The following is a 22,235-nucleotide window of genomic DNA, read 5'->3' on the forward strand; positions in this document are numbered from 1 at the left end:
TTCACAGCCGTAACACATATCCGCGGTTTCTGCCGGCCTCCGGGCGTTGACGGTCCGGAAAGTTTGCTGGCGTGTCGCAGTGTGATCTACCGCTCACTTTTGCCGGAGATGGTAAGAATTGCTATTGGCAGCCACGCTGACCGTGAAATGCGACACGTCTAACAGATGCTGAGAAGTCCCTGGTAACAGGCATTTAATCAAATGCGACCAAAAGGTAACGAGTCGATAACGAAGAATTTCCTAAGCGCATTCTGAGAGAGTGTTGGCGGCGGTCACCAATTCGCTGTGAACTCGTTCAGGACCTGTCGGTTTCGTCGCTAGACTCAATGCAACCGCGCCACTCCCGGCGCAGATCGACCTGGAATCTAGAGCCGGTGTAAGCCTTGCCGGCGGAGGTGCCGATGACGATGGCAAACAACTTCCTGCGCGCGCTGACTGACGCGCTGCGCCCCGGCCGCGATGACCGCGCCATCGACGATACGTCTGCCCGCAGCGTCGCACTCGACGGTGCGCTCGATGACATCGACGTGGCCGGCCTGGCCGAGATCGGCCGCGGGCCGATCGGTGACATCGCCGTCGACCCCGACCGCGACACCGTGGTGGTCACCAACACCGCAGCGCAGAGCGTCACCGTGATCAACCCCCACACCATGGGTGTGGTGGGTTCGGTCCGCCTTGCAGGAGACCCGTTCGCCGTCGTCGTCGCCGACGACCGCGCCTACGTGAGCGTTTCCACCCCCGGGCATGACGCGATCGTGACGGTCGACACCATCACCGGCGCGGTGCTCAACGAATACCCGCTGGCCTTCAGCGTCACCGCGCTGGCCATCAGCCCGGACGGCAAGCGCGTGTTCGCCGGCCGCGCCGGTAATGAGCGCATCGACATCGCCGTCATCGACACCACCGCCGAGCGCGTCGGCACCATCGACATCGCCACCGGCACCGGGGTCAACCTGGACGCCCTTGAGATCGACTCGACCGGCAAGCGTCTGTACGTCGCCACCTCCGACTTCCGCGGCAGCCGGCTGGTCGTCGTCAACACCGAAACCGCCCAGGCGCAGGCCACCGTGTGGATCGGTGCCCCGATCCGCGACATCGCGGTCGGCGACGGCGTCGCCTACGTGCTGACCTCCGACCTTGAGCACCGCGGCGTGGTGCACACCGTCGACCTGTCCGCCGGCACCGTGGTGGACGCCGTCGAGGTCGGCGGAGCGCCCACCCAGCTGGTGCTGAGCTCCGACGCCACCCGTGCCTACCTGGTCGACTACGACCGGGTCATCGTGTGGTGCGCGCTGACCAGCCAGATCCAGGGCAGCGTCGACGTGCACGCACAGCCCGCTGCAGTCGCCGTGGGGGAGAACGGCACCAGGCTGTACATCGCCGACTACGCCGGCCAGGTCAACGTGTTCGACGTCGCCGAGTCCCTGTACTCGCAGCTGGTCTCGGTCGACGAGGTCGAGATGCACCGGCTGCCCGCCCTCGAGCCGGCCGGTCTCTGATTCACCGCCACCGGTAGCGGGTGCGCGGCCGCCCGGCCTTGCCGTACTCCGTGGTGCGGGTGACGACGCCGTCGTCGGCCAGACGTTCCAGGTAGCGCCACGCCGTCACCCGGGACACCCCGACTTGTTTGGCCGCCTCATCGGCGGTCAGCCCGTCGGGATCATCGCGCACCGCGACAGCGATCTCCTCGGTGGTCTGCGGCGCGGCACCTTTCGCCGAAGACTTGGCGGCTTCTCCTGAGGCGACCCGTAATTCGGCCAACGCCCGGTCGACCTCGGCCTGGCTGGCCGCATCGGTTCCCGACGGCAGCGCCGACCGGTAGCGTCGGTAGCGCTCCAGCCGATCACGAAATGCGGCGAAGGTGAACGGCTTGAGCAGGTAGGCCAGGGCGCCGTGGGCCACTGCCGCCCGCACCATCTCCAGGTCGCGCTCGGACGTGATCGCGATGATGTCGGGTGCCGGCCGCAGCCCGGAAAGACCCGATGCCAACGAGATTCCGCTGGCATCGGGCAACCCGATGTCCAGCAGCACCAGATCGACGGGCTGTCCGGACGAGGACGCCGCAGCCGCCGCCCGCATCGCATCGCGCGCGGTGTGTGCCACCGCTGCCACCGAAAATCCTTCCAGGCGACCGAGATAGGCCTGATGGGCCTCGGCGATCAACGGATCGTCTTCGACGATGAGGACATGAATCATCGGCTGTGTCCTCTGGTCTTCGCGCAAGCGCTCATCGGTGTCCTCTGGTCTTCGCGCAAGCGCTCATCGGTGTCCTCTGCTCTTCGCGCAAGCGCTCATCGGTGTCCTCTGGTCTTCGCGCAAGCGCTCATCGCGGTACCGTTGCTGTGACGACCGATCCGTACGTGACATCGGTGTGCAGTGTCCCGCCGTGTCGTTTGACCGTCTGCGCGACCAGGGCCAGACCCAGGCCGTGGCCGGACGCATCGGACTTCGTCGAATATCCACGCTGCATGGCCTTTTCGAACGTGGACGGATCCATTCCGGGTCCGCTGTCGGCCACCCGGATCAACAACTCGTCATCGTCCTGAGTGACCGTGACCTCGACCCACGGATCCTCGCGGTCACAGGCATCCATCGCATTGTCGATCAGATTACCCAGCACGGTCACCATCTCCTGCCCGGTGAGCGCGGCATCGGCCGACAACTCGGTGTCCTCGGTGACCGTGAGGGTGATCCCGCGTTCGTCGGCCTGAGCGGTCTTGCCGAGCAGCAGGGCCACCAGGGCGGGTTCGCCGACGGCCAGCGAAAGCCGGTCCACCAGACGTTGCGACAGCTCCAACTCACTGGTGGCGAATCGGACCGCGTCCTCGGGCCGGCCCATCTCGACCATGGTGATCACGGTGTGCAACTTGTTCGCCGACTCGTGCGCCTGCGCCCGCAACGAGTCGGCCAGCACCTGCAGCGAGCTGAGTTCGCCCAGGGCGCCCTGTAATTCGGTGCGGTCGCGGATCGTGACGACCTCTGATCCTGAGCCGGCGACCCGGGCCCGGTTGACCACCAGCAGCCGGTCCGCGGTGACATGCAGTTCGTCGCGCACCCCGGGATCGGCGCTGCGCAGGAACTCCGGCAGATCCCGCACCCGCACCGGCCCGGCCGCCAGGCCCAGCAGCCGGCGTGCCTCATCGTTGGCCACCGCCACCCCGTCCCGATCGAGCACGATCAGCCCCTCGGACACCGAATGCAGGATCGCGTCGTGGTGGTCGTACATCACCCGCAGCTCGTCGGGGCGCAGACCCCGGGTCTGGCGCAACAGCCGGCGCCGGATGACCCACACCCCGACCAGTGAAACTGCGAGTGCGGCAGCGGTTATCGCGACGATTTCCGGAATCTGCGCACGCCAGCGCTGCCCCAGCGTCTGCTGGGTGATCCCGGCCGACACCAGGCCCACGACGTCTCCGTCGCGGCCACGTACCGGTGCGACCGCGCGCACCGACGGACCCAGCGTCCCGGTGTAGACCTCGCTGAACGTCTCGCCGTGCAACGCGGGCTCAACCGTGCCGAGGTAGTGACCGCCGATCTGGCTGGGATCGGTGTGGGTGAACCGGATTCCGTCCGGCGCCATGATCGTGATGAACGCGATGTCGGTGCTGGTGCGCACGGCCTCGGTCACCGGCTGCAAAACCTGTGTCGCAGTGCGCGATTCGATGGCCTGTGCGGTCGAAGGGGAATCCGCCAGGGCCGTCGCGATCCCGATCACCTGCTGGCGGGCGGCATCCTCGCCGTCGCGGCGGGCGTCGAGCAGGGCCAGTGCGGTGCCGGCCAGCACCACCACCGCGACCACGAGGACCTGCAGTGCGATGGCCTGCCCGGCGAGCGAGCGAGGCCAGGCCCGTCCCGAGAACCGTCGCCACCAACGCGTCACAACACCTCCCGATTGAGAAGGCAATGACCTCTCAACATAGTGGCCCGGATATCCGCTGGTAGCGGGTTCGCGCCGGCGGTCCTGCAACCTTCGCGACCGTCAATTCGGGACTGCTATCGGAGGGCGCGGAGTCGTAGAATCTGACCATAAGCAGGGTCGAGGGTAGATCCAAGGGAGACCTGCGATGAGCTGCACGATTCATCGCCTGACAACAATTTTCATCACCGCGGTGGCGTCACTGGCAGTCGTGACGGCGATTTCCCCGGCGCGCGGTGCCGCTGCCGAATGCGGCCCGGGCACCGTGTTCGATCCGCCCACCAACTCGTGCGTGGCGGCCCCGCTGCCGCCGCCTCCGCCGCCCCCGCCGCCGGCCTGGAACGGCGACATCACGCCCTACTTCTCGGTGGGCATCTGCGCGCCGATCCCGTTCGTCTCGCTCTGCACCGGTATCTGAGCAGAGCGGTCCCCGCGTCGGCCCCGACACTGCTCTCCTCGGGGCCGACTCGCTGCGTGAACACAATGAACTAAAACGTGACGTGGCTCACCCTATGGTCGACAGTGCTTGTAGAGCGCATTCCCGCCGAGCCGGACCGAACTGGAGGTTGTACCGATGAGCGTCACCGCTGAGCCACAACCGGAGGTGCGTCCGCGTCGCGACCGGACGCACTGGCTCTACATCGCGGTCATCGCGGCCGTCGTCGTCGGCGTGGTGGTCGGACTCGTGGCACCCGAGGTCGGCAAGAGCGTCGGCGTGCTAGGCACCATGTTCGTCGCCCTGATCAAGATGATGATCTCGCCGATCATCTTCTGCACGATCGTTCTGGGGATCGGCTCGGTGCGCAAGGCCGCCACCGTCGGCAAGGTCGGTGGCCTGGCCTTCGGGTACTTCCTGGCCATGTCGACGATCGCGCTGGCGATCGGTCTGGTGGTCGGCAACCTGATCCACCCGGGTAGCGGCATGCACCTGTCGGAGACCTCGGCGGGCAAGGGCGCCGAACTCGCGGAGAAGGCACACGAGGCGGGTGGGCTCATGGACTTCGTCCAGGGCATCATCCCGGACACGCTGTTCTCGGCTCTGACCGCCGGAAGCGTGCTCCAGGCCCTGTTCGTCGCGCTGCTCGTGGGGTTCGCGCTGCAGGGGATGGGCAGCTCCGGCGAACCGATCCTGCGTGGCATCGAGCACCTGCAGAAGCTCGTCTTCAAGGTGCTGATCATGATCCTGTGGCTGGCGCCGATCGGTGCCTTCGGCGCGATCGCCAACGTCGTCGGGCAGACCGGCTGGACGGCCGTCACCCAGCTGCTGACCCTGATGCTGGGCTTCTATGTGACCTGTGTGGTGTTCGTGTTCGGCGTGCTCGGCGTATTGCTGCGCGCCGTGTCAGGAGTGTCCATCTTCAAGCTGGTCCGGTACCTGGCCCGCGAATACCTGCTGATCTTCTCGACGTCGTCGTCGGAGTCGGCGCTGCCGCGGCTGATCGCGAAGATGGAGCACCTGGGCGTCGACCGCAGCACCGTGGGTGTCGTTGTGCCGACCGGATATTCGTTCAACCTCGACGGCACGGCGATCTACCTGACCATGGCGGCCTTGTTCATCGCCGACGCGCTGCACGCCCCGATGTCCGTCGGGCAACAGGTCGGCCTGCTGGTGTTCATGATCGTCGCGTCGAAGGGAGCCGCGGGTGTGACCGGCGCCGGATTGGCCACGCTGGCCGGCGGCCTGCAGGCGCATCGCCCGGACCTGCTCGACGGGGTCGGCCTGATCGTCGGGATCGACCGGTTCATGTCCGAAGCCCGCGCGGTGACCAACTTCTCCGGCAATGCGGTGGCCACCCTGCTCGTCGGCTCGTGGACCCACACGGTGGACAAGGCGAAGGTCGATGCGGTGCTGCGCGGTGACGATCCGTTCGACGAACTCACCATGGTCGACGACCACGCCGACCGTACCCCGGAACCCGCTCACGCCTGACGGGTGGCGCGAAGGCCCGGCCGGTGCACCCGGCCGGGCCTTGTGCGTTGAACTTCTTCCCGTCCTGGCCCGTAACAAGGGGCAGGACATCACCGAAAAGGTGTATGCGGGAGTACGAAAGAAGACACGGCCATGTACGCATCGATCATCATGGTGGCCGCGTCGGGGGCGGCGGCATTGGGAACCATATTGGCGCCCGCCGGATCGGCGTCTGCCGACTCGGCGATCGAGACCATCGGACTGCTGGAGGCCGAAGGCTTCTACGTCAACATCGATCGGGTGGGCAGCGCCCCACTCGAGCAGTGCACCGTCACCAGCATTCGGAACCCACAGACCCAGACCCGGCTGATCCGGGTCGAGCGGTTCGGCAAGAACGGCGCGAAGGAATTCGACCTCGTACCCGTCGTGGTGCGGCGCACCATCACGGTGTCGCTGGACTGTTCGAAGTGAGCCTCAGCGCTGGCAGTTGAGGGACACCGACACGGTGCGGCTGGTGATCGACGGAACCAGGATCCGGTCGCCGCCGAGGCCCGGCCCGACATACGGCACCAACTGGCTGACCTGCTGCGGGTTGCGCACGCTGGTGACCGTGCACTGCTCCAGCGGCGCGGTGCCGATCTTGTCGATCGTGACGGTGTACCCCTCGGACTGCAGGCGGTTGATCGTGTCCTGGGCGGATTCCTCAGCCGAGGCGATCGCCGTCGACCCGCCGATCACGCCCATTACCGCCACGCCGACTGCTGCCAGCGGCCATTTCGCGCGCATCGGACACGTCCTTCCGTCGTTACCGGTCCATCTTCCCCTACATACATCGTCCGGGGAATTCGAATCGTTCCCGCCGGTACCGACCGGCGAGCGCATACCATCGCGCCCGTGAAGAGCACGATGCAGAACTGGCCGTTGACGATCACCGCGATCCTGCGACATGCCTGCGGGGTCAACGGGGACCGGACCGTGACCACCGCCTGCGGCCAGGGCCGCTACCGCACGATCAGTTACCGCGAGCTGGGCGGGCAGGCGGCCCGACTGGCGCACGCCCTGCGTGGGCTCGGGGTCGACGGTGATCAGCGGATCGGCACGTTCATGTGGAACAACACCGAGCATCTCGCCGCCTACCTCGCCGTGCCTTCGATGGGCGCGGTGCTGCACACCCTGAACATCCGGCTGTCCCCGGAGCAGATCGCCTACATCGCCAACGAGGCCGCCGACAGCGTGGTGATCGCCGACGCCTCCCTGGTGCCCCTGTTGGCCCCCGTGCTGCCGTTGCTGGACACCGTGCACACCGTGATCGTCGTCGGCGACGGCGATATCAGCGCCCTGACCGGAAAGACCGTGCTGCGCTGGGACGAGCTGCTGGCCGCCCAACCCGCCGAGTTCGACTGGCCCGAGATCGACGAAAACGACGCGGCGGCAATGTGTTACACCAGCGGCACCACCGGAAACCCGAAGGGCGTGGTGTACAGCCACCGGTCGAGCTACCTGCACGCGTTGAACACCTGCACGGCCAACGCGCTCGACGTCAGCTGCGGTGACTCGGTGCTGCCCATCGTGCCGATGTTCCACGCCAACGCGTGGGGGCTGCCGTATGCGGCCCTGATGGCCGGCGCCAACCTGGTGATGCCCGACCGGTTCATGGACGGTGCCTCGTTGATCGACCTGATCGAGTCGCAGCGTCCCACGCTTGCCGGTGCGGTGCCGACCATCTGGAACGACGTCATGCACCGGCTGGAAAAAGAGCCGGGACACGACGTTTCGTCCCTGCGGCTGGTCGCGTGCGGTGGTTCGGCGGTGCCGCTGTCGCTGATGAAGACGTTCCAGGAGCGGTACGGCGTGCACATCCAGCAGGCCTGGGGGATGACCGAAACCTCGCCGCTGGCCACGGTCGCCAAACCGCTGCCCGGGGTGACCGAGGACCGTGCCTGGCAGATGCGGGTCAGCCAGGGCCGGCCCATGTGCGGCGTGGAAGTGCGCGTCGTCGACGACGAAGGTGCGCCTCTGCCCGCCGACGGTGACGCGGTGGGCGAACTGGAGGTGCGCGGGCCGTGGATCACCGGGTCCTACTACCTGGACCGCGACGCCGAGAAGTTCGACACCGGCTGGCTGCGCACCGGGGACGTCGGCACGATCGACCGGCAGGGCTATGTGACGCTGACCGACCGGGCCAAGGACGTCATCAAGTCCGGCGGTGAGTGGATCTCGTCGGTCGAGCTGGAGAACCACCTGATCGCCCACCCGGCGGTGCTGGAGGCCGCCGTGGTCGGGGTGCCCGACGAGCGGTGGCAGGAACGCCCGCTGGCCGTCGTCGTGCTCGAAGAAGGCGCCTCAGCGGAACCAGCTGAACTACGGGAGTTCCTGGCGGACAAGGTGGTTCGTTGGTGGCTTCCCGAACGCTGGACATTCATCGAACAGGTGCCGCGGACCAGCGTGGGCAAGTACGACAAGAAGACCATCCGGGCCCGGCACGCCGACGGTGCCTACGAGGTCATCACTCTCTAGTTCGCCGGCACCGCGATCGTCGACAGCAGATCGGCCAGCCGGTCCGGCCGGTCGACCATGGAGAACGTGCGGGCGCCGTCGATCACCTCAAGGCGGGCCTGGGGGATGATCCGTGCCAGCCGTTCGCCGTCGCCGACTTCGAAGAACACGTCATCGGCCGACCACGCGATGAGCGTGGGCTTGTCGAATTCGGGTAGCCGCGCGGCCACCCCGGTGGTGACCTCGGTGCGCAACGACAACGTGAACTGCCGGAGATCCTCGGCGATGGCGGGATTCGACAGCGCGGTGCGCACCCACTCGCGGGTGAGTGCGTCGATGTTGGAGTGGGCGAGGCCGTCGAAAGCCCGGCGGCGCACGAGGGGTATCCGCATTGCCTGCGCTCCCGCCCGGAACAGCGCCTTGGACTGCGCGCCAAGGATCACCGGCTTCAGGATCGGCGGCGGAAAGTGTTCGAACGCATCGCAACTCGTCAGTACCAGAGCGCCGAGCCGCTCCGGGTGGTGCACCGCCACCAGCTGTGTGACCACGCCGCCCGTGTCATTTCCGACCAGGACGACGTCCTGCAGGTCCAGTGCGGCCAGAGTGTCGGCGACGATACCGGCAACACCGCGGATGCTCCGGTCGGCGCCGGGCCGCAGTGGTTCGGGGTGCGCGCCCAGCGGCCAGGTCGGGACGATGCAGCGGAGGCCGTGGGTGGCCAGGCGAGCGCTCACCTGCCGCCACAGCTGCCCGCCCATCAGGTAGCCGTGGACGAAGACGACCGGCCTGCCGTCGGTTGGCCCGAATTCCTCGTAATGGATGGTTCCGGCGTTAATCTCAATGATCGACATGGATGACTCCCGGCTCGATACACATTTACGAACAGTCTGCCGGTAACTTACCAACAGGGTGTATGGAAAACAAGAGACGTACTCAGGAAGAGCGTTCCGCGGCGACCCGCGAGGCGTTGATCTCGGCTGCCCGGCAGCTGTGGGGCGAACGCGGCTATGCCGAGGTGGGCACCCCCGAGATCGCCACTGCCGCCGGGGTGACCCGGGGCGCGATGTACCACCAATTCGCCGACAAGGCAGCGCTTTTCCTGGCTGTGGTGGAGGTCGTCGAACAGGACGTGATGGCCCGGCTGGCGACAGAGGTGGCGTCATCGGGCGCGGCGACTCCGGCCGACGCGATCCGGGCCGCGGTCGATGCCTGGCTGGAGGTGTCAGGTGATCCCGAGGTGCGGCAGCTCATCCTGCTCGATGCCCCGAGCGTGCTCGGTTGGGCCGGATTCCGCGATGTCGCCCAGCGCTATAGCCTCGGCATGACCGAGCAGCTGCTGGCCGAGGCGATCAAGGCGGGCCAGCTCGCGAAGCAGCCGGTGCGGGCGTTGGCGCACGTACTGATCGGTGCCCTCGACGAGGCGGCCATGGCGATCGCCACCGCCGAGGACCCGAAGAAGGCCCGCCGCGAGATCAGGCAGGTGCTACGCCGCCTGATCGATGCGATGTTGACTCCCTGAGCGCCGAAATGGCATTCCAGCAGGAAAAGTTCGAGAACAAGCCTGCTGGAATGCCGTTTCGCGGGGTAGGCGACTAACGCTCGGCGCGCTGGTAGGCCGTCACGACGGCCGCGCCGCCCAGGCCGATGTTGTGCTGCAGCGCTGCGTTGACGCCGTCGACCTGACGCTTGTCGGCGGTGCCGCGCAACTGCCAGGTCAGCTCGGAGCACTGGGCCAGGCCCGTCGCACCCAGCGGGTGGCCCTTGGAGATCAGCCCGCCGGACGGGTTGACCACCCAGCGACCGCCGTAGGTGGTGTCGTTGTTGTCGATCAGCCGCGGCGCCTCACCCTCGCCGCACAGGCCAAGGGCTTCGTACAGCAGCAGTTCGTTGGCGGAGAAGCAGTCATGCAGCTCGATGACCTGGAAGTCTTCGGGTCCGAGGCCGGACTGCGCGTAAACCTGCTGTGCGGCTTGGACATTCATGTCGTACCCGATGATGTTGGCGGCGCTGCCGTCGAATGTCGAGGCGAAGTCGGTGGTCATGGCCTGCCCGACGATCTCGACGGCCTGGCCGGCCAGCCCGTGCTTGTCGACGAATGCCTCGCTGGCCACGATCGCCGCGCCCGACCCGTCCGAGGTGGGGGAGCACTGCAGCTTGGTCAGCGGATCGGAGATCATCTTGGCGGCCAGGATGTCGTCGAGGGTGTACTCGTCCTGGAACTGCGCATACGGGTTGTTCACCGAATGCTTGTGGTTCTTGTAACCGATCTTCGCGAAGTGTTCGGCGGTGGTGCCGTACTTCTTCATGTGCTCGCGGCCGGCCGCGCCGAACATCCACGGTGCGACGGGGAAGGCAAACTCATCGATCTCGGCCAGCGCCTTGACATGCTTGCCCAGCGGAGATTCGCGATCCTGCGCACCCGCCTGAAGCGAGCCGGGCTGCATCTTCTCGAAGCCCAGCGCGATCGTGCAGTCGGCCAGGCCACCGCGAATCGCCTGTGCGGCAAGGTAAAGCGCGGTCGAACCGGTGGAACAGTTGTTGTTGACGTTGACGATCGGGATGCCGGTCATGCCCAGCTCGTAGAGCGCGCGCTGGCCCGAGGTGGAATCACCCGAGCAGTACCCGACGTAGCCCTGCTGAACCTGGTCGTACGAGATGCCCGCGTCCTCGAGCGCCTTGGTGCCGGATTCGCGCGCCATGTCCGGGTAGTCCCAACCCTCGCGACGCCCTGGTTTCTCGAATTTCGTCATCCCCACACCGACGACGAACACTTTGTTAGCCATACGACGGAACATACTTCATCGCGAAATCCGGGCAACCATCTTCAACTGGAGTTGGCGCAGCCGCACCGCCAGCGCTGCCGCGGCCAGTAGCGAGAACACTCCGAGCTGCCACCAGTCCGACGGATTGCCGCCGTCGCGGTCCAGGAAGTGGTTGACCGCGTGCAGGGTGTTGGCGACCAGGAATCCCGTCAGCACCACGGCGATCACGTCGCGCCACCAGAGCGCGAACAGCAGCGTCACGGCGATCCCGATCTGGAACACGCCCGCGTCGTGCAGAAAGTGCACGTGATTGGGCCAGTTGGCCCACTGCGCGAACGACGCCGGGTCGATCCGCATCCACACCCCGGTGACCAGCATGCTCAACGACGCCACCACGACGGTGAACTGAATGAATTTCATCTGCATACCCGTCAGACGGGATAGGGGGTGCGGATGTGACAGTCACATCCGCGGTCCGTGCCTCGTCCAAAGGGCATGACCTACCTCGCCGACCATTCCCTGCTGCTGACCGTGCCCGCGTTTCTGCCCGCGGTCCTGGTGGTGCTCGTCATCTCGTACGTGGCGCGGCGAGATCGTGCTTCCGCTGACGACGACGGTGGTGTAGACCTGAAGTAGAACGTGTTCTAATTCTCCTCGAGGGGGGTCTGTGGCGCTCAAAGTCGTGCAGTGGGCAACGGGTGGGGTCGGCGTGGCCGCGATCAAGGGCGTGCTCGAACATCCCGACCTCGAACTCGTCGGCTGCCGGGTGTACTCCGACGCCAAGAACGGCAAGGACGTCGGCGAGATCATCGGCTCCGAGCCGCTCGGGGTCGCGGCCACCAACAGCACCGAGGAGATCCTCGCACTGGACGCGGACGCGGTGATCTACTCGCCGCTCATCCCCAACCCCGACGAGGTCGCGGCGCTGCTGCGCTCGGGCAAGAACGTGATCACCCCCGTCGGCTGGCTGTACCCCAGCGAGAAGCAGGCCGCACCGATGCGGGCCGCCGCGCTGGAGGGCAATGCCACGCTGCACGGCACCGGCATCGCCCCGGGCGGGATCAGCGAGAAGTTCCCACTGGTGTTGTCCGCGATGGCCACCGGGGTGAACTTCGTTCGCGCCGAGGAGTTTTCCGACCTGCGCACCTACGATGCCCCGGACGTGGTGCGCCACGTGATGGGCTTCGGCGGCACCCCGGATACCGCGCTGAGCGGCCCCATGCAGAAGATGCTCGACGGCGGCTTCATCCAGGCCGTCAAGATGGTCGTGGATCACGTCGGGTTCAAGATCGATCCGCGGATCCGCGCCACCCAGGAGATCGCGGTGGCCACCGCGCCCATCGACTCGCCGATCGGCGTGATCGAACCCGGCCAGGTCGCCGGCCGCAAGTTCCACTGGGAGGCCCTCGTCGACGGCGAACCCGTCGTGCGGGTCACGGTGAACTGGCTGATGGGCGAGGAAAACCTGGACCCCGCATGGACTTTCGGGCCGGCCGGGCAGCGCTACGAGATGGAGGTCAGGGGCAACCCGGACTTCACCGTCATCATCAAGGGGTTCCAGTCCGAGGCCGGCGAGGAGGGCCCGGAGTCCGGCGTCGTCGCCACCGCGGCGCACTGCGTCAACTCGGTGCCCGCGGTGTGTGCCGCCGCACCCGGTGTGGTGACCTACCCGGATCTGCCGTTGATCAGCGGGAAGGCTGCGCCGAAGTTGCGGTGAGTGTTGGCTTGTGGTCGAGATATTGCGAAAATCTAGAACACAAGCCGACACTCGGCGTCCGTCGACCTCAGGGCCGCACCAGGATCCGGATCGGATTACCCTCCTGGCGCTCCAACTTGTCGATGCCGAGGGCGATGTCTTCCAGCGACACGATCTCACTGATCGAACGGGACAGATCCAAACGGCCCAGTGACACCAGCGTCGCCAGCGTGGAGATGTCGACGTTCTGGTACCCGAGATGGCCGAGCACCTGCTTCTGGGTCAGGCCGAACATCGACGTCGGGCCGATGGTCGGTTCCTGGGCACTCATCCCGACCGCGACCAGCCGGCCGCCGACGGTCAGCTGGCCCAGCGCCTGCTCGAACGTCGACTTGAGCCCCACCGCGTCGAACGCGACGTCCAGCCCGCGGCCGCCGGTGACGTCGGCGATCTTCTCGCCCAACCGCTCGTCACCGGCGTCGAACGCGTAGTCGGCACCGAGCTCCAAGGCGCGCTCCAGCACCTCAGGTTTGATGTCGACGGCCACCACCGGTACCGCGCCCACCAGCCTGGCCAGTTGCGCGATGTGGGTGCCGACGCCACCCAGACCCCATACTCCGACCGACTCGCCGATGCCGACCTTGCCTGTGCGCACCACCGCGCCGTACGGCGTCGACACCGCATCGGCGAGGATCGCGGCCTGCTCCAGCGGCACGTTGTCCGGCACCCGGGTGAGCCCGACCGCCTGAGCCAGAGTGTATTCGGCCCACGCCCCGTCATAGGCGAACGCCATCAACCGGATTCGCATGCAGTTGGCGATATCGCCGCGGCCGCAGTTGGGGCATTCCATGCAGGGGCGTCCGGCCGCGACGATCACGCGGTCGCCCTCGGCCCAACCCGTGACGCCCGGGCCGAGCTTGGCGATGGTGCCCGACGCCTCATGGCCCTGGGTGACCACCGGGGCCTGGGCCGGGAAGGTGCCGTTGATCAGGCTCAGGTCGGAATGGCAGATCCCGCAGAACGCGACCTTGACCAGCACCTCACCCGGGCCCGGTTTGGGAATCGGAACATCTTCCACCACAACCTTTTTGGTGTCGGCATAGAAGCGCTCCGCCCGCATGGTCGGCCCCAGATCGGATGTCATGGCTTCCCCCTTCGTTGCGGCTGCCCGGCTACTATCGGAAATCATGGCACTTCATCGGGTGCGCTGAGGTCATGTGCCGATTGTTCGGTCTGCACGCCGGGCGCCGACTGCTTCCGGCGACTTTCTGGCTGCTGGATGCCCCCGACAACCTCGCCGAACAGAGCCGGCGCAACCCGGACGGCACCGGCCTGGGCGTATTCGGTGCCGACGGCGTCGCAGCACTGTACAAGGAGCCGGTGGCAGCGTGGCAGGACTCCGAATTCGCCACCGAGGCACACGATGTCACCGCGACGACCTTCATCGCGCACGTCCGCTACGCCTCGACCGGGGCGCTCGATGTGGCGAACACCCATCCCTTTCTCCAGGGTGACCGGATCTTCGCGCACAACGGCGTCGTCGAAGGTCTGGACGCGCTCGACGAACGGCTGCGCGAACTCGGAGTGGCGGATCTCGTCAAAGGCCAGACCGACTCCGAACGGGTCTTCGCTCTCATCACCGCGGCCGTGCGCGCGCACGACGCAGATGTGGGCGCGGGCATCGTCGACGCCGTTGGGTGGTTGGCCGACAATGTCCCTCTCTACGCAGTCAACCTGCTGCTCAGCACGGCCACCGACATGTGGGCCCTGCGCTACCCGGACACCCACGACCTCTACGTGCTCGACCGCCGACACCCCGATCAGCGGCGCCTGCGCCTGCGCAGCGCCCGGATCCGCGCCGAATCCGAGCACCTGACGTCGCAGCCGTCGGTGGTGTTCGCCAGCGAACCGATGGACGGCGAGAACTGGCGGCCCCTCGCCCCCGGCGAGCTGGTGCACGTCGACGCGGACCTGCGGATCGGCACCCGGGTCGCGTTTCCGGACCCGCCGCGCCACCTCCTGCACCGCGATGACCTGTCCGCTCAGGCCGCCGCATCGCAGCACGCCTAGCTGCCGCTTCAGGCGCCCTGGCACACTCGACCTTCGTGACTTCCAAACGTGCACTGGTCCTCGCCGGTGGCGGTATCGCGGGCATTGCCTGGGAGACCGGCATCCTGCAGGGCATCGCCGACGAATCTCCCGAAACCGCCGACGCACTGCTCGCCTCCGACGTGCTGGTGGGTACGTCGGCGGGTTCGACGGTGTCCGCTCAGCTCGGAAGCGGGCTGCGGCTGGAGGAGCTGTTCGAGCGACAGGTGGGCCCCGAATCGGCCGAACTCGATCCCGGGACGAGTATCGACACCGTCACCGACCTGTTCGTCAAGGCCGTGCTGACACCCAACACCACCAAGGCGCAGAAGCTGCAGAGAATCGGTGCCGTGGCGCTCGACACCGCCACCATCGACCCGGAGGTCCGGCGCAAGGTGATCGAGGCGCGCCTGCCCTCGCACGACTGGCCCGACCGGGACCTGCGGATCTCGGCCGTCGACATCGACACCGGCGAGCTGGTGACGCTGGACCGCAACTCCGGGGTGTCGCTGGTCGACGCCGTCGCTGCCAGCTGCGCGGTGCCCGCGGTGTGGCCGGTCGTGACGATCGGCGGCCGCCGGTTCATGGACGGCGGCATCGGCAGTGCGGTCAACATGGTGCTGGCCGCCGACTGCGACACCGCGGTGGCCTTGGTGCCGCAGGGCCGGGCGACGCCGTCGCCGTTCGGTACCGGCGCGGCGCAGGAGGTCGACGGCTTCGACGGACGGTCGCTGGGAATCTTCGCCGACGACGACGCTCTGGCCGCCTTCGGCACGAACCCGCTCGACCCGGACTGCCGGGTGCCCTCGGCGCAGGCCGGTCGGGCGCAGGGCCGGCGGGTCGCAGCCGAGGTCGCCGAGTTCCTGAAGCGCTAGCCGTCGAGCGTGCGGGCGGTCAGTTCCCGCCCCACCTCGATCACCTCGGCGGCGCGATGGAATTCCAGGCTCCGGCACGCGGTGCGCGGCACCTCGATCAGCAGGTCGGGCGGGTAGGCGGCGAGCGTATGCCGGGCCAGCGCGGCCTGCGCGATATCGATCGTGCGGTTCATCACCTCGAAGCTGCCCAGCTTCGGCACCTCGGCCGGCTCCGGTATTTCGGGCGCATCCGGATCGTCGGCCGGGTCGTCCTCGGGATCGAGGGTGTCCTCGGCCGGGAGCGACGCCCCGAACCGGCTCAGCACCGCGCGGGCCGTCGGTCGATCCAGCATGGCCCGCACCGACGCCGTGTCCAGCACCGCCGACGTGCTGCGCATCATGCGGTTGAGCCATTCGGTGGTGGGCCGTCGCTCCGGATCCTCGGGGGTGGGCGCGGTGCCAGGGTCCCCGCCGGACAGGCTGACCGCGATGGTGAGGTCCGCGTTGACCGCGGCGATCGGCGCCATCGGCAGCGGGTCGAGAATGCCGCCATCGCCGAGCAGCCTGCCGTTGAGGACGTGCGGCGCGATCACGCCGGGGATGGCGATCGACGCCCGGATCGCCGAGTCCAGCGGGCCGCGCTGCAGCCAGACCGACTTTCCGGCGATCAGGTCGGTCGCGACGGCCGTGTAGGGGATGGGCAACCCCTCGATCGTGGCCTCGCCGATGATCTCGCGGACCGCGTCGAGAATCTTCTCCGCACGCAGGATGCCTGCCGCGGTGATCGACGGATCCAACAGCCGCAACACCGCCCGTTGAGTCAAAGTCCGTGCCCAGTCGGCGAACTCGTCGAGCTTGCCGGCCGCATGCAACCCGCCGACCAGCGCACCCATCGATGATCCGGATACACCGACGACCTCGTAACCGCGGTCGTGCAGCTCGTTGATCACCCCGATGTGCGCGTAGCCGCGAGCCCCACCACTGCCGAGGGCCAGAGCAACACGCATAACTCCATTGTGAAGCACGTGGGGGAGATGGTCGCCACCTCGCCCCCGAAGCCCCTGGCGTCGGCAAGTCTTAGAACATGGTTTGAGACCAGCTCTGCATCCGCCGCCCGGCGATGATGCCAATTAGCATCGGTACAAGGACATTTCGGGCCGGCCCGCGCCGCCGACCCGGATGCACCGTCGAATATTCGCGGGCTGCGCAGATCCCGGCATCGGTCAACCAACAAGGGGAGAATTTTTTGACCACGATCGAACACACCGCGGCCGAGATCGCCCACCCGTTCGACGACGCACGTGCCCAACTGCGCGATGCTGTCACGATCCTGGGCTACGACGACGGGATGTACGAACTGCTGGCCAACCCCCGCCGCGAGCTCACCGTCGCCGTGCCGTTGCACCGAGATTCCGGTGAGCTGGAACTGTTCATCGGACATCGCGTACAGCACAACGTCTCTCGTGGCCCGGCGAAGGGCGGCCTGCGCTATTCCGCCGACGTCACGCTCGACGAGGTGCGGGCCCTGGCGATGTGGATGACATGGAAGTGCGCCCTGCTCGATGTGCCCTACGGCGGCGCCAAAGGAGGGATCCGCGTCGATCCCCGCCGGTACAGCCGCGGCGAACTCGAGCGGATCACCCGTCGCTACACCAGCGAGATCAGTCCACTGATCGGGCCGGACCATGACATCCCCGCACCCGATGTCGGGACCGACGAACAGACCATGGCCTGGATGATGGACACCTATTCGGCCCAGCAGGGGCACACCGTTCTCGGTGTCACCACCGGAAAGCCGGTGAGTCTCGGCGGTTCGCTGGGCCGCGCCACATCGACATCGCGCGGGGTCGTGCACGTCGCACTGGCCGCGCTGCGGTCGCGTGGCATCAAACCCCAGGGTGCCACCGCCGCAGTGCAGGGCTTCGGGAAGGTCGGTGGGCACGCGGCACGTTTCCTCGACGAGGCCGGCGTCCGCGTCGTCGCGGTATCCGACCAGTACGGCGCGGTCAGCGCCGATACCGGCCTCGACATCGCGGCCCTGGCGCGTCACGTAGACGACACCGGGTCGGTGCTCGGCTTCGCGGAAGCCAACGCGATCAGCAACGAAGACCTGCTCGCAGCCGAGGTCGACCTCCTGGTTCCCGCCGCCGTCGAAGGGGTGATCCACGGCGGCAATGCAGGGCAGGTCAAGGCCACCGTCGTCGTCGAGGGAGCCAACGGGCCCACGACCCCGGAGGCGGATCGTCAGCTCAATGACGCTGGGACACTGGTGGTTCCCGACATCTTGGCCAATGCCGGCGGCGTCATCGTCTCCTACTTCGAATGGGTGCAGGCCAATCAGGCCTACTGGTGGGGTGCCGACGAAGTCGAGGCGCGGCTGGCCGAACGCATGCTGACCGCCTGGGAGCAGGTGAGCGCCCACGCCGACAAACTCCGGCGACCGCTGCGTGCCGCCGCGACCTGCCTGGCCGTCGAACGTGTCGCCCACGCCGGCCGGCTACGCGGGCTCTACCCGTAAGGTCGCGATCCGCATACGGCCATTCCGATGGATCCGCGAAACGGGATCGACAACACTGGGTGCCATGGCTGAGTTCAACGGCACCATCAACCTCGATATCCGCGATTCGACACCCGACTGGAGCGCTTTCACCGCCAAGCCGGCGCCCGATGGTGCGCCCAATGTGTTGGTGGTGCTCTACGACGACACGGGCTGTGCGTCCTGGTCGACCTACGGCGGCCGGGTGAACATGCCGACGCTGGATCGGCTTGCCGCCAACGGATTGACGTACAGCCAGTGGCACACCACGGCGTTGTGCTCGCCGACCCGCTCGACCTTCCTGACCGGCCGCAATCACCACCTCAACGGGTTCGCCTCGATCTCAGAGGCGGCGTCGGGCTTCCCTGGCTACTGCTCGCACATCCCGCCGTCCAACGCCACGATCGCTACCGTGCTGCGCGATGCCGGCTACGGCACCTACTGGGTCGGCAAGAATCACAACGTACCGATCGACGCCTGGACCGCCGGCGGTTCCAAGAAGGAATGGCCGCTGGCGCAAGGCTTCGACCGGTTCTACGGGTTCATCGGCGGCGAGACCAACCAATGGTTCCCGTCGCTGGCTGAGGATAACCACTACATCGACCAGCCCTACGGGCCGGAGGACGGCTACCACCTGTCGAAGGACCTTGCCGACAAGGCCATTGCGTTTCTGCAGGATTCGCGGCAGACCGAGCCGAACAAGCCGTGGTACCTGTGGTTCTGCCCCGGTGCCAATCATGCCCCGCACCACGCCCCCAAGGACTACATCGACAAGTACAAGGGAATGTTCGACGACGGCTACGAGGCCTACCGGGAGTGGGTCCTGCCGCGCATGATCGAGCGCGGAATCCTGCCCGAGGGCACCGAACTGACGCCGCTCAACCCGATGCCGCCCGGCACGTTCTCCGAAGGCGATTCGGTACGGCCATGGGACTCGTTGAGCGTGGACGAGAAGCGGCTGTTCTCCCGCATGGCTGAGGTCTTCGCCGGGTTCTCCGAGTACACCGACGCCCAGGTCGGTCGGATCATCGACTATCTCGAAGAGTCCGGGCAGCTCGACAACACCCTGATCATTTACGCTGCCGATAACGGGGCGTCGGGGGAGGGCAGCCCGAATGGCTCGGTCAACGAGAACAAGTTCTTCAACGGCTGGCCCGACGACATGGACGAGAACCTCGCCCTTATTGACGAATTGGGTACCCCGAATACTTATAACCACTACCCGACCGGGTGGGCGGTGGCGTTCTCGACGCCGTACAAGATGTTCAAGCGGTACACGTATCAGGGCGGGGTGTGCGATCCGCTGGTGATCAGCTGGCCCAAGGGCATCAAGTCCCGCGGCGAGGTACGCGACCAATACCATCACTGCACCGATATCGTGCCGACGATCCTGGAATGCTGCGGTGTCCCGATGCCCGATGTCGTTAACGGGGTACAGCAGCACCCACTTTCGGGAGTGTCGATGCGGTACTCGTTCGACGACGCCGACGCGCCGACGAGCAAGGAGACGCAGTACTTCGAGATGCACGGCCAGCGTGGCATCTGGCACAAGGGCTGGAAAGCGGTGACCGAACACGGGCCGACCAGCGGCATGAGCAACTTCGACAACGACCGCTGGGAGCTGTTCCACACCGACATCGACCGCGCCGAAGCCCATGACCTCGCCGACCAGCATCCGGATAAGGTTGCCGAGCTGGCGGACCTGTGGATGCGCGAGGCAAAGGCCAATAATGTGTTGCCGCTCAACGACTACGGCACCCGCGGTGAGGACCTGAAGAAGTTCCTCGCACTGGAATTCCAGGTCCCGGTGTCACCCAGTGGCCAATACGTCTACTACCCGGGTACCAGTCCGATCCCGGAGCGGTCGGCGGCCAACACGCACGCGGTGTCGTTCAAGGTGCTGGCCGACGTTGTGGTCGAGGCCGGGACGCAGGGCGTGATCTTCGCCCAAGGTTCACGGTTCGGCGGGCATGCGTTGTACGTCAAGGACGGCAAGGTCCGCTACGTCAACAACTTCCTGGGCATCGCGCCGATGCAGGTGCTGGAGGCGCCCCTACCTGCGGCCGGGCGGCACATCATCGGCGTCGATTTCGCCAAAGAGCGGATGGGCGAACACGGCGAATCGCACGGCACCGCAACGCTGTACGTCGACGAGGTCGCGTCAGACAGCAAGGAGATCCGGACGATGTCGGGCCACTATGCGCTGTGTGGTGAAGGTCTGTGCATCGGTTGCGACAGCTCTGATCCGGTGACCACCGACTACAGCGGCCGCTTCGACTACACCGGCGGCCGCATCGTCAAGGTGGTATTCGACGTGGCCGACGACGCCTACATCGACGTGGAACGGCACTTCGCCGCGGCAATGTCGCGAGACTAACCGACAGCGGCCTCGTCGACGGTGTCGAAGTATCGGTGCTGGCTCTCCACCTCCTGCCACCACGGCCAGCGTTTCGCCATCTGGTGCAGGTCGTCGCGCAGACCGGTGTAGCGGACTTCGACACCGTCGAGCTCGGTCTCCAGATCCCGCAGGCCGTCGAGGATCGTGGAGGTCAGCCAGGGCAACCGGGACAGATCGAGGATCACCACGCCGGGACGCGGTTCGGCCGCGGCGACCTTCGTGAGCACCGCGTCGACGTTGGCGCGCAGGTTTGCGGTGTACAGGCCGAGGTCGAACCGCAGCACCAGCGGTTCGACGCTGACCTGAACGACGTGAGCCCGATTGGCTTCCCGCAGTACGAAGTACAGGGTGAGCAGGACGCCGCCGGCGACGGCCGGCAGCAGACCGACGGTCAGGCCGAACACCCCGACGATCGCTGCCAGGCTGAATTCCAGTTTGTCGAACCTGTACAACCGCCGCAGGGCGCCGATGTCGATCAATCCGAGCACCGCGACCAGCACCATCGCGCCGAGCGTGGCCTGCGGCAGCTTCGAGAGCGCCGGTGCCAGGAACACCGCGACCAGCACAGCCAGCGCCGCGGTCACCAGACCGCAGACCTGAGACCGGGCCCCGGTGCGCAGGTTCATCCCGGTCTGGGAGAACCCGCCGGCCGGCGGCAGCGTGTGGAAGAACGAACCCACCACTGCGGCAATGCCGTTGGCGGACAACTCGCGGTCGGCGTCGATCTGTGGCTCATCGGGCCGGCGAACCCCACGCGCCACCGCGACGGTCTCCAGAAACGCCATCATCGCGATGGCCAGCGCACCGGGAATCAGGTGCCCGACATGGTCGAGAGCGGGCAGTGCAGGTAGCGGAATGCCTTGCGGCACCTCGGGAATCAACGCCACGCCCATCGACGGCAGCCCGCCGAAGGCCGCCAGCGCGATTCCCAGCGCCACCACGATCAGCGGACCGGGCACCAGCGGCGCGAACTTGCCGATCAGCAGGAGCAGCGCGATGGTGACGATGGACAGCAGCACGGTGGGGACGTTCGCGTGACCGAGCTGGCGCAGCACCGACCACAGGATGTGGAAGAAGCCGGTGGCATGCGGATTATCTTCCACACCAAAGAGTTTGGGTACCTGTGCGGCCGCTACCGTCAGGCCGACGCCGGCCTTGAGTCCGAGCAGCGTCGCCTCGTTGATGTTCTCGATGATCGCACCGAGCCGCAAGAGCCGCGCAACCAACAGGAATGCGCCGACCAGCAGCGTCAAGGTGATCAGATGGGCCTGCGCATCCGGTGAGCCGGCGGCGATCCCCGCACCGACCATCGTCGAGGCGCTCAGCGTGGCGATCGTCGACGTGGTGGTGACGCTGGTGGTGCGTGATCCACCGATGAACGCGTAGATCACCAACGGCAGCATGCAGGTGTACAAACCGAACTGGACCGGCATGTGCGCCACGGTCGCGTAGGCCATGGCCTGCGGAATGATCACCGCACCGGCAGCCAGACCGGCGACTACGTCGGCGCGTAACCACACCCGCTGATACGGAAGGATTCCCGGCACACGCACATTCGAAGTATCGCCCACGACGCACGC

The 22,235-nt window shown here is 66.8% G+C and carries 21 protein-coding genes; 12 read left to right on the plus strand and 9 right to left on the minus strand.

Annotation, left to right across the window (positions count from 1 at the left end):
* Window positions 1-407: 407 nt before the first annotated feature.
* A complete protein-coding gene (locus G6N57_RS13145; RefSeq protein WP_077743249.1) occupies window positions 408-1,499 on the plus strand; it encodes an MmpL3/TtfA transport complex stabilizer in 1,092 nt (363 codons plus the stop codon).
* 1 nt (window position 1,500) lies between these two features.
* Here the strand turns inward: G6N57_RS13145 and G6N57_RS13150 are convergent, their stop codons facing one another.
* Window positions 1,501-2,196, minus strand: a complete 696-nt coding sequence (locus tag G6N57_RS13150; protein ID WP_077742888.1) for a response regulator — start codon at window positions 2,194-2,196, stop codon at window positions 1,501-1,503.
* A gap of 127 nt (window positions 2,197-2,323) precedes the next feature.
* Window positions 2,324-3,880 carry a sensor histidine kinase gene (locus tag G6N57_RS13155; protein WP_077742889.1) on the minus strand — a complete coding sequence of 519 codons (1,557 nt, stop codon included), beginning with the start codon at window positions 3,878-3,880 and terminating at the stop codon, window positions 2,324-2,326.
* Between the two features lie 184 nt (window positions 3,881-4,064).
* Between G6N57_RS13155 and G6N57_RS13160 the strand changes: the two genes are divergently transcribed.
* The 3 genes from G6N57_RS13160 to G6N57_RS13170 all read left to right on the plus strand — a co-directional run bounded on the left by G6N57_RS13160 (window position 4,065) and on the right by G6N57_RS13170 (window position 6,296).
* Window positions 4,065-4,334, plus strand: coding sequence for a hypothetical protein (locus G6N57_RS13160; RefSeq protein ID WP_077742890.1), 270 nt, complete (start codon window positions 4,065-4,067; stop codon window positions 4,332-4,334).
* A 156-nt stretch (window positions 4,335-4,490) separates the two neighbouring features.
* Window positions 4,491-5,846, plus strand: coding sequence for a cation:dicarboxylate symporter family transporter (locus G6N57_RS13165; RefSeq protein ID WP_077742891.1), 1,356 nt, complete (start codon window positions 4,491-4,493; stop codon window positions 5,844-5,846).
* A 132-nt stretch (window positions 5,847-5,978) separates the two neighbouring features.
* Window positions 5,979-6,296: a hypothetical protein gene (locus G6N57_RS13170; RefSeq protein ID WP_077742892.1), complete on the plus strand. Its 318-nt coding sequence runs from the start codon at window positions 5,979-5,981 to the stop codon at window positions 6,294-6,296.
* Between the two features lie 3 nt (window positions 6,297-6,299).
* Here the strand turns inward: G6N57_RS13170 and G6N57_RS13175 are convergent, their stop codons facing one another.
* Entirely contained in the window at window positions 6,300-6,611 is a 312-nt protein-coding gene (locus G6N57_RS13175) for a hypothetical protein (RefSeq protein ID WP_077742893.1), read from the minus strand.
* Between the two features lie 108 nt (window positions 6,612-6,719).
* Between G6N57_RS13175 and G6N57_RS13180 the strand changes: the two genes are divergently transcribed.
* Window positions 6,720-8,342, plus strand: a complete 1,623-nt coding sequence (locus G6N57_RS13180; protein WP_077742894.1) for a fatty acid--CoA ligase — start codon at window positions 6,720-6,722, stop codon at window positions 8,340-8,342.
* Here the strand turns inward: G6N57_RS13180 and G6N57_RS13185 are convergent.
* Window positions 8,339-9,172, minus strand: coding sequence for an alpha/beta fold hydrolase (locus tag G6N57_RS13185; protein WP_077742895.1), 834 nt, complete (start codon window positions 9,170-9,172; stop codon window positions 8,339-8,341). The genes G6N57_RS13180 and G6N57_RS13185 overlap by 4 nt on opposite strands.
* 62 nt (window positions 9,173-9,234) lie before the next feature.
* On the opposite strand from G6N57_RS13185, the gene G6N57_RS13190 reads away from it, so the two are divergent.
* Window positions 9,235-9,840, plus strand: coding sequence for a TetR/AcrR family transcriptional regulator (locus tag G6N57_RS13190; RefSeq protein ID WP_077742896.1), 606 nt, complete (start codon window positions 9,235-9,237; stop codon window positions 9,838-9,840).
* Window positions 9,841-9,913: 73 nt separating this feature from the next.
* Here the strand turns inward: G6N57_RS13190 and G6N57_RS13195 are convergent, their stop codons facing one another.
* Both G6N57_RS13195 and G6N57_RS13200 read right to left on the minus strand, forming a co-directional pair.
* A complete protein-coding gene (locus G6N57_RS13195) occupies window positions 9,914-11,104 on the minus strand; it encodes a lipid-transfer protein (RefSeq protein WP_077742897.1) in 1,191 nt (396 codons plus the stop codon).
* Window positions 11,105-11,119: 15 nt separating this feature from the next.
* Window positions 11,120-11,503: a hypothetical protein gene (locus tag G6N57_RS13200; protein WP_234815885.1), complete on the minus strand. Its 384-nt coding sequence runs from the start codon at window positions 11,501-11,503 to the stop codon at window positions 11,120-11,122.
* Window positions 11,504-11,578: 75 nt separating this feature from the next.
* On the opposite strand from G6N57_RS13200, the gene G6N57_RS13205 reads away from it, so the two are divergent.
* Both G6N57_RS13205 and G6N57_RS13210 read left to right on the plus strand, forming a co-directional pair.
* A complete protein-coding gene (locus tag G6N57_RS13205; protein ID WP_097926492.1) occupies window positions 11,579-11,719 on the plus strand; it encodes a hypothetical protein in 141 nt (46 codons plus the stop codon).
* Between the two features lie 31 nt (window positions 11,720-11,750).
* A complete protein-coding gene (locus G6N57_RS13210) occupies window positions 11,751-12,800 on the plus strand; it encodes an NAD(P)H-dependent amine dehydrogenase family protein (protein ID WP_077742899.1) in 1,050 nt (349 codons plus the stop codon).
* Between the two features lie 67 nt (window positions 12,801-12,867).
* On the opposite strand, the gene G6N57_RS13215 is transcribed toward G6N57_RS13210, so the two are convergent.
* The gene (locus G6N57_RS13215; RefSeq protein ID WP_097926493.1) at window positions 12,868-13,911 is read right to left on the minus strand and encodes a zinc-binding dehydrogenase; all 1,044 of its coding nucleotides are present in this window, start codon (window positions 13,909-13,911) and stop codon (window positions 12,868-12,870) included.
* Window positions 13,912-13,994: 83 nt separating this feature from the next.
* Here G6N57_RS13215 and G6N57_RS13220 point away from each other — a divergent pair, with 83 nt between their 5' ends.
* Both G6N57_RS13220 and G6N57_RS13225 read left to right on the plus strand, forming a co-directional pair.
* Entirely contained in the window at window positions 13,995-14,849 is an 855-nt protein-coding gene (locus G6N57_RS13220; protein ID WP_077742901.1) for a class II glutamine amidotransferase, read from the plus strand.
* A gap of 35 nt (window positions 14,850-14,884) precedes the next feature.
* Window positions 14,885-15,742: a patatin-like phospholipase family protein gene (locus tag G6N57_RS13225; RefSeq protein WP_077742902.1), complete on the plus strand. Its 858-nt coding sequence runs from the start codon at window positions 14,885-14,887 to the stop codon at window positions 15,740-15,742.
* On the opposite strand, the gene G6N57_RS13230 is transcribed toward G6N57_RS13225, so the two are convergent.
* Entirely contained in the window at window positions 15,739-16,728 is a 990-nt protein-coding gene (locus tag G6N57_RS13230) for a patatin-like phospholipase family protein (protein WP_077742903.1), read from the minus strand. The two genes, G6N57_RS13225 and G6N57_RS13230, sit on opposite strands and share 4 nt — an antisense overlap.
* 239 nt (window positions 16,729-16,967) lie before the next feature.
* On the opposite strand from G6N57_RS13230, the gene G6N57_RS13235 reads away from it, so the two are divergent.
* Both G6N57_RS13235 and G6N57_RS13240 read left to right on the plus strand, forming a co-directional pair.
* Window positions 16,968-18,239, plus strand: a complete 1,272-nt coding sequence (locus G6N57_RS13235; RefSeq protein WP_234815884.1) for a Glu/Leu/Phe/Val family dehydrogenase — start codon at window positions 16,968-16,970, stop codon at window positions 18,237-18,239.
* A 64-nt stretch (window positions 18,240-18,303) separates the two neighbouring features.
* Window positions 18,304-20,634, plus strand: a complete 2,331-nt coding sequence (locus G6N57_RS13240) for an arylsulfatase (protein WP_077742904.1) — start codon at window positions 18,304-18,306, stop codon at window positions 20,632-20,634.
* On the opposite strand, the gene G6N57_RS13245 is transcribed toward G6N57_RS13240, so the two are convergent.
* Window positions 20,631-22,208 carry a SulP family inorganic anion transporter gene (locus tag G6N57_RS13245; protein ID WP_077742905.1) on the minus strand — a complete coding sequence of 526 codons (1,578 nt, stop codon included), beginning with the start codon at window positions 22,206-22,208 and terminating at the stop codon, window positions 20,631-20,633. The two genes, G6N57_RS13240 and G6N57_RS13245, sit on opposite strands and share 4 nt — an antisense overlap.
* Window positions 22,209-22,235 lie beyond the last annotated feature (27 nt).

This window comes from Mycolicibacterium boenickei (genome assembly GCF_010731295.1).
Taxonomy (GTDB): Bacteria; Actinomycetota; Actinomycetes; order Mycobacteriales; family Mycobacteriaceae; genus Mycobacterium; species Mycobacterium boenickei.

What these genes read in the sequence shown, in the direction of transcription:
- G6N57_RS13220 (WP_077742901.1), top strand. Translation starts at nt 13,995, where the DNA reads ATGTGCCGATTGTTCGGTCTGCACGCCGGGCGCCGACTGCTTCCGGCG.
- G6N57_RS13165 (WP_077742891.1), top strand. Translation starts at nt 4,491, where the DNA reads ATGAGCGTCACCGCTGAGCCACAACCGGAGGTGCGTCCGCGTCGCGAC.
- G6N57_RS13190 (WP_077742896.1), top strand. Translation starts at nt 9,235, where the DNA reads ATGGAAAACAAGAGACGTACTCAGGAAGAGCGTTCCGCGGCGACCCGC.
- G6N57_RS13145 (WP_077743249.1), top strand. Translation starts at nt 408, where the DNA reads ATGGCAAACAACTTCCTGCGCGCGCTGACTGACGCGCTGCGCCCCGGC.
- G6N57_RS13240 (WP_077742904.1), top strand. Translation starts at nt 18,304, where the DNA reads ATGGCTGAGTTCAACGGCACCATCAACCTCGATATCCGCGATTCGACA.
- G6N57_RS13205 (WP_097926492.1), top strand. Translation starts at nt 11,579, where the DNA reads ATGACCTACCTCGCCGACCATTCCCTGCTGCTGACCGTGCCCGCGTTT.
- G6N57_RS13230 (WP_077742903.1), bottom strand. Translation starts at nt 16,728, where the DNA reads ATGCGTGTTGCTCTGGCCCTCGGCAGTGGTGGGGCTCGCGGCTACGCG.
- G6N57_RS13160 (WP_077742890.1), top strand. Translation starts at nt 4,065, where the DNA reads ATGAGCTGCACGATTCATCGCCTGACAACAATTTTCATCACCGCGGTG.
- G6N57_RS13175 (WP_077742893.1), bottom strand. Translation starts at nt 6,611, where the DNA reads ATGCGCGCGAAATGGCCGCTGGCAGCAGTCGGCGTGGCGGTAATGGGC.
- G6N57_RS13150 (WP_077742888.1), bottom strand. Translation starts at nt 2,196, where the DNA reads ATGATTCATGTCCTCATCGTCGAAGACGATCCGTTGATCGCCGAGGCC.
- G6N57_RS13200 (WP_234815885.1), bottom strand. Translation starts at nt 11,503, where the DNA reads ATGAAATTCATTCAGTTCACCGTCGTGGTGGCGTCGTTGAGCATGCTG.
- G6N57_RS13185 (WP_077742895.1), bottom strand. Translation starts at nt 9,172, where the DNA reads ATGTCGATCATTGAGATTAACGCCGGAACCATCCATTACGAGGAATTC.
- G6N57_RS13170 (WP_077742892.1), top strand. Translation starts at nt 5,979, where the DNA reads ATGTACGCATCGATCATCATGGTGGCCGCGTCGGGGGCGGCGGCATTG.
- G6N57_RS13195 (WP_077742897.1), bottom strand. Translation starts at nt 11,104, where the DNA reads ATGGCTAACAAAGTGTTCGTCGTCGGTGTGGGGATGACGAAATTCGAG.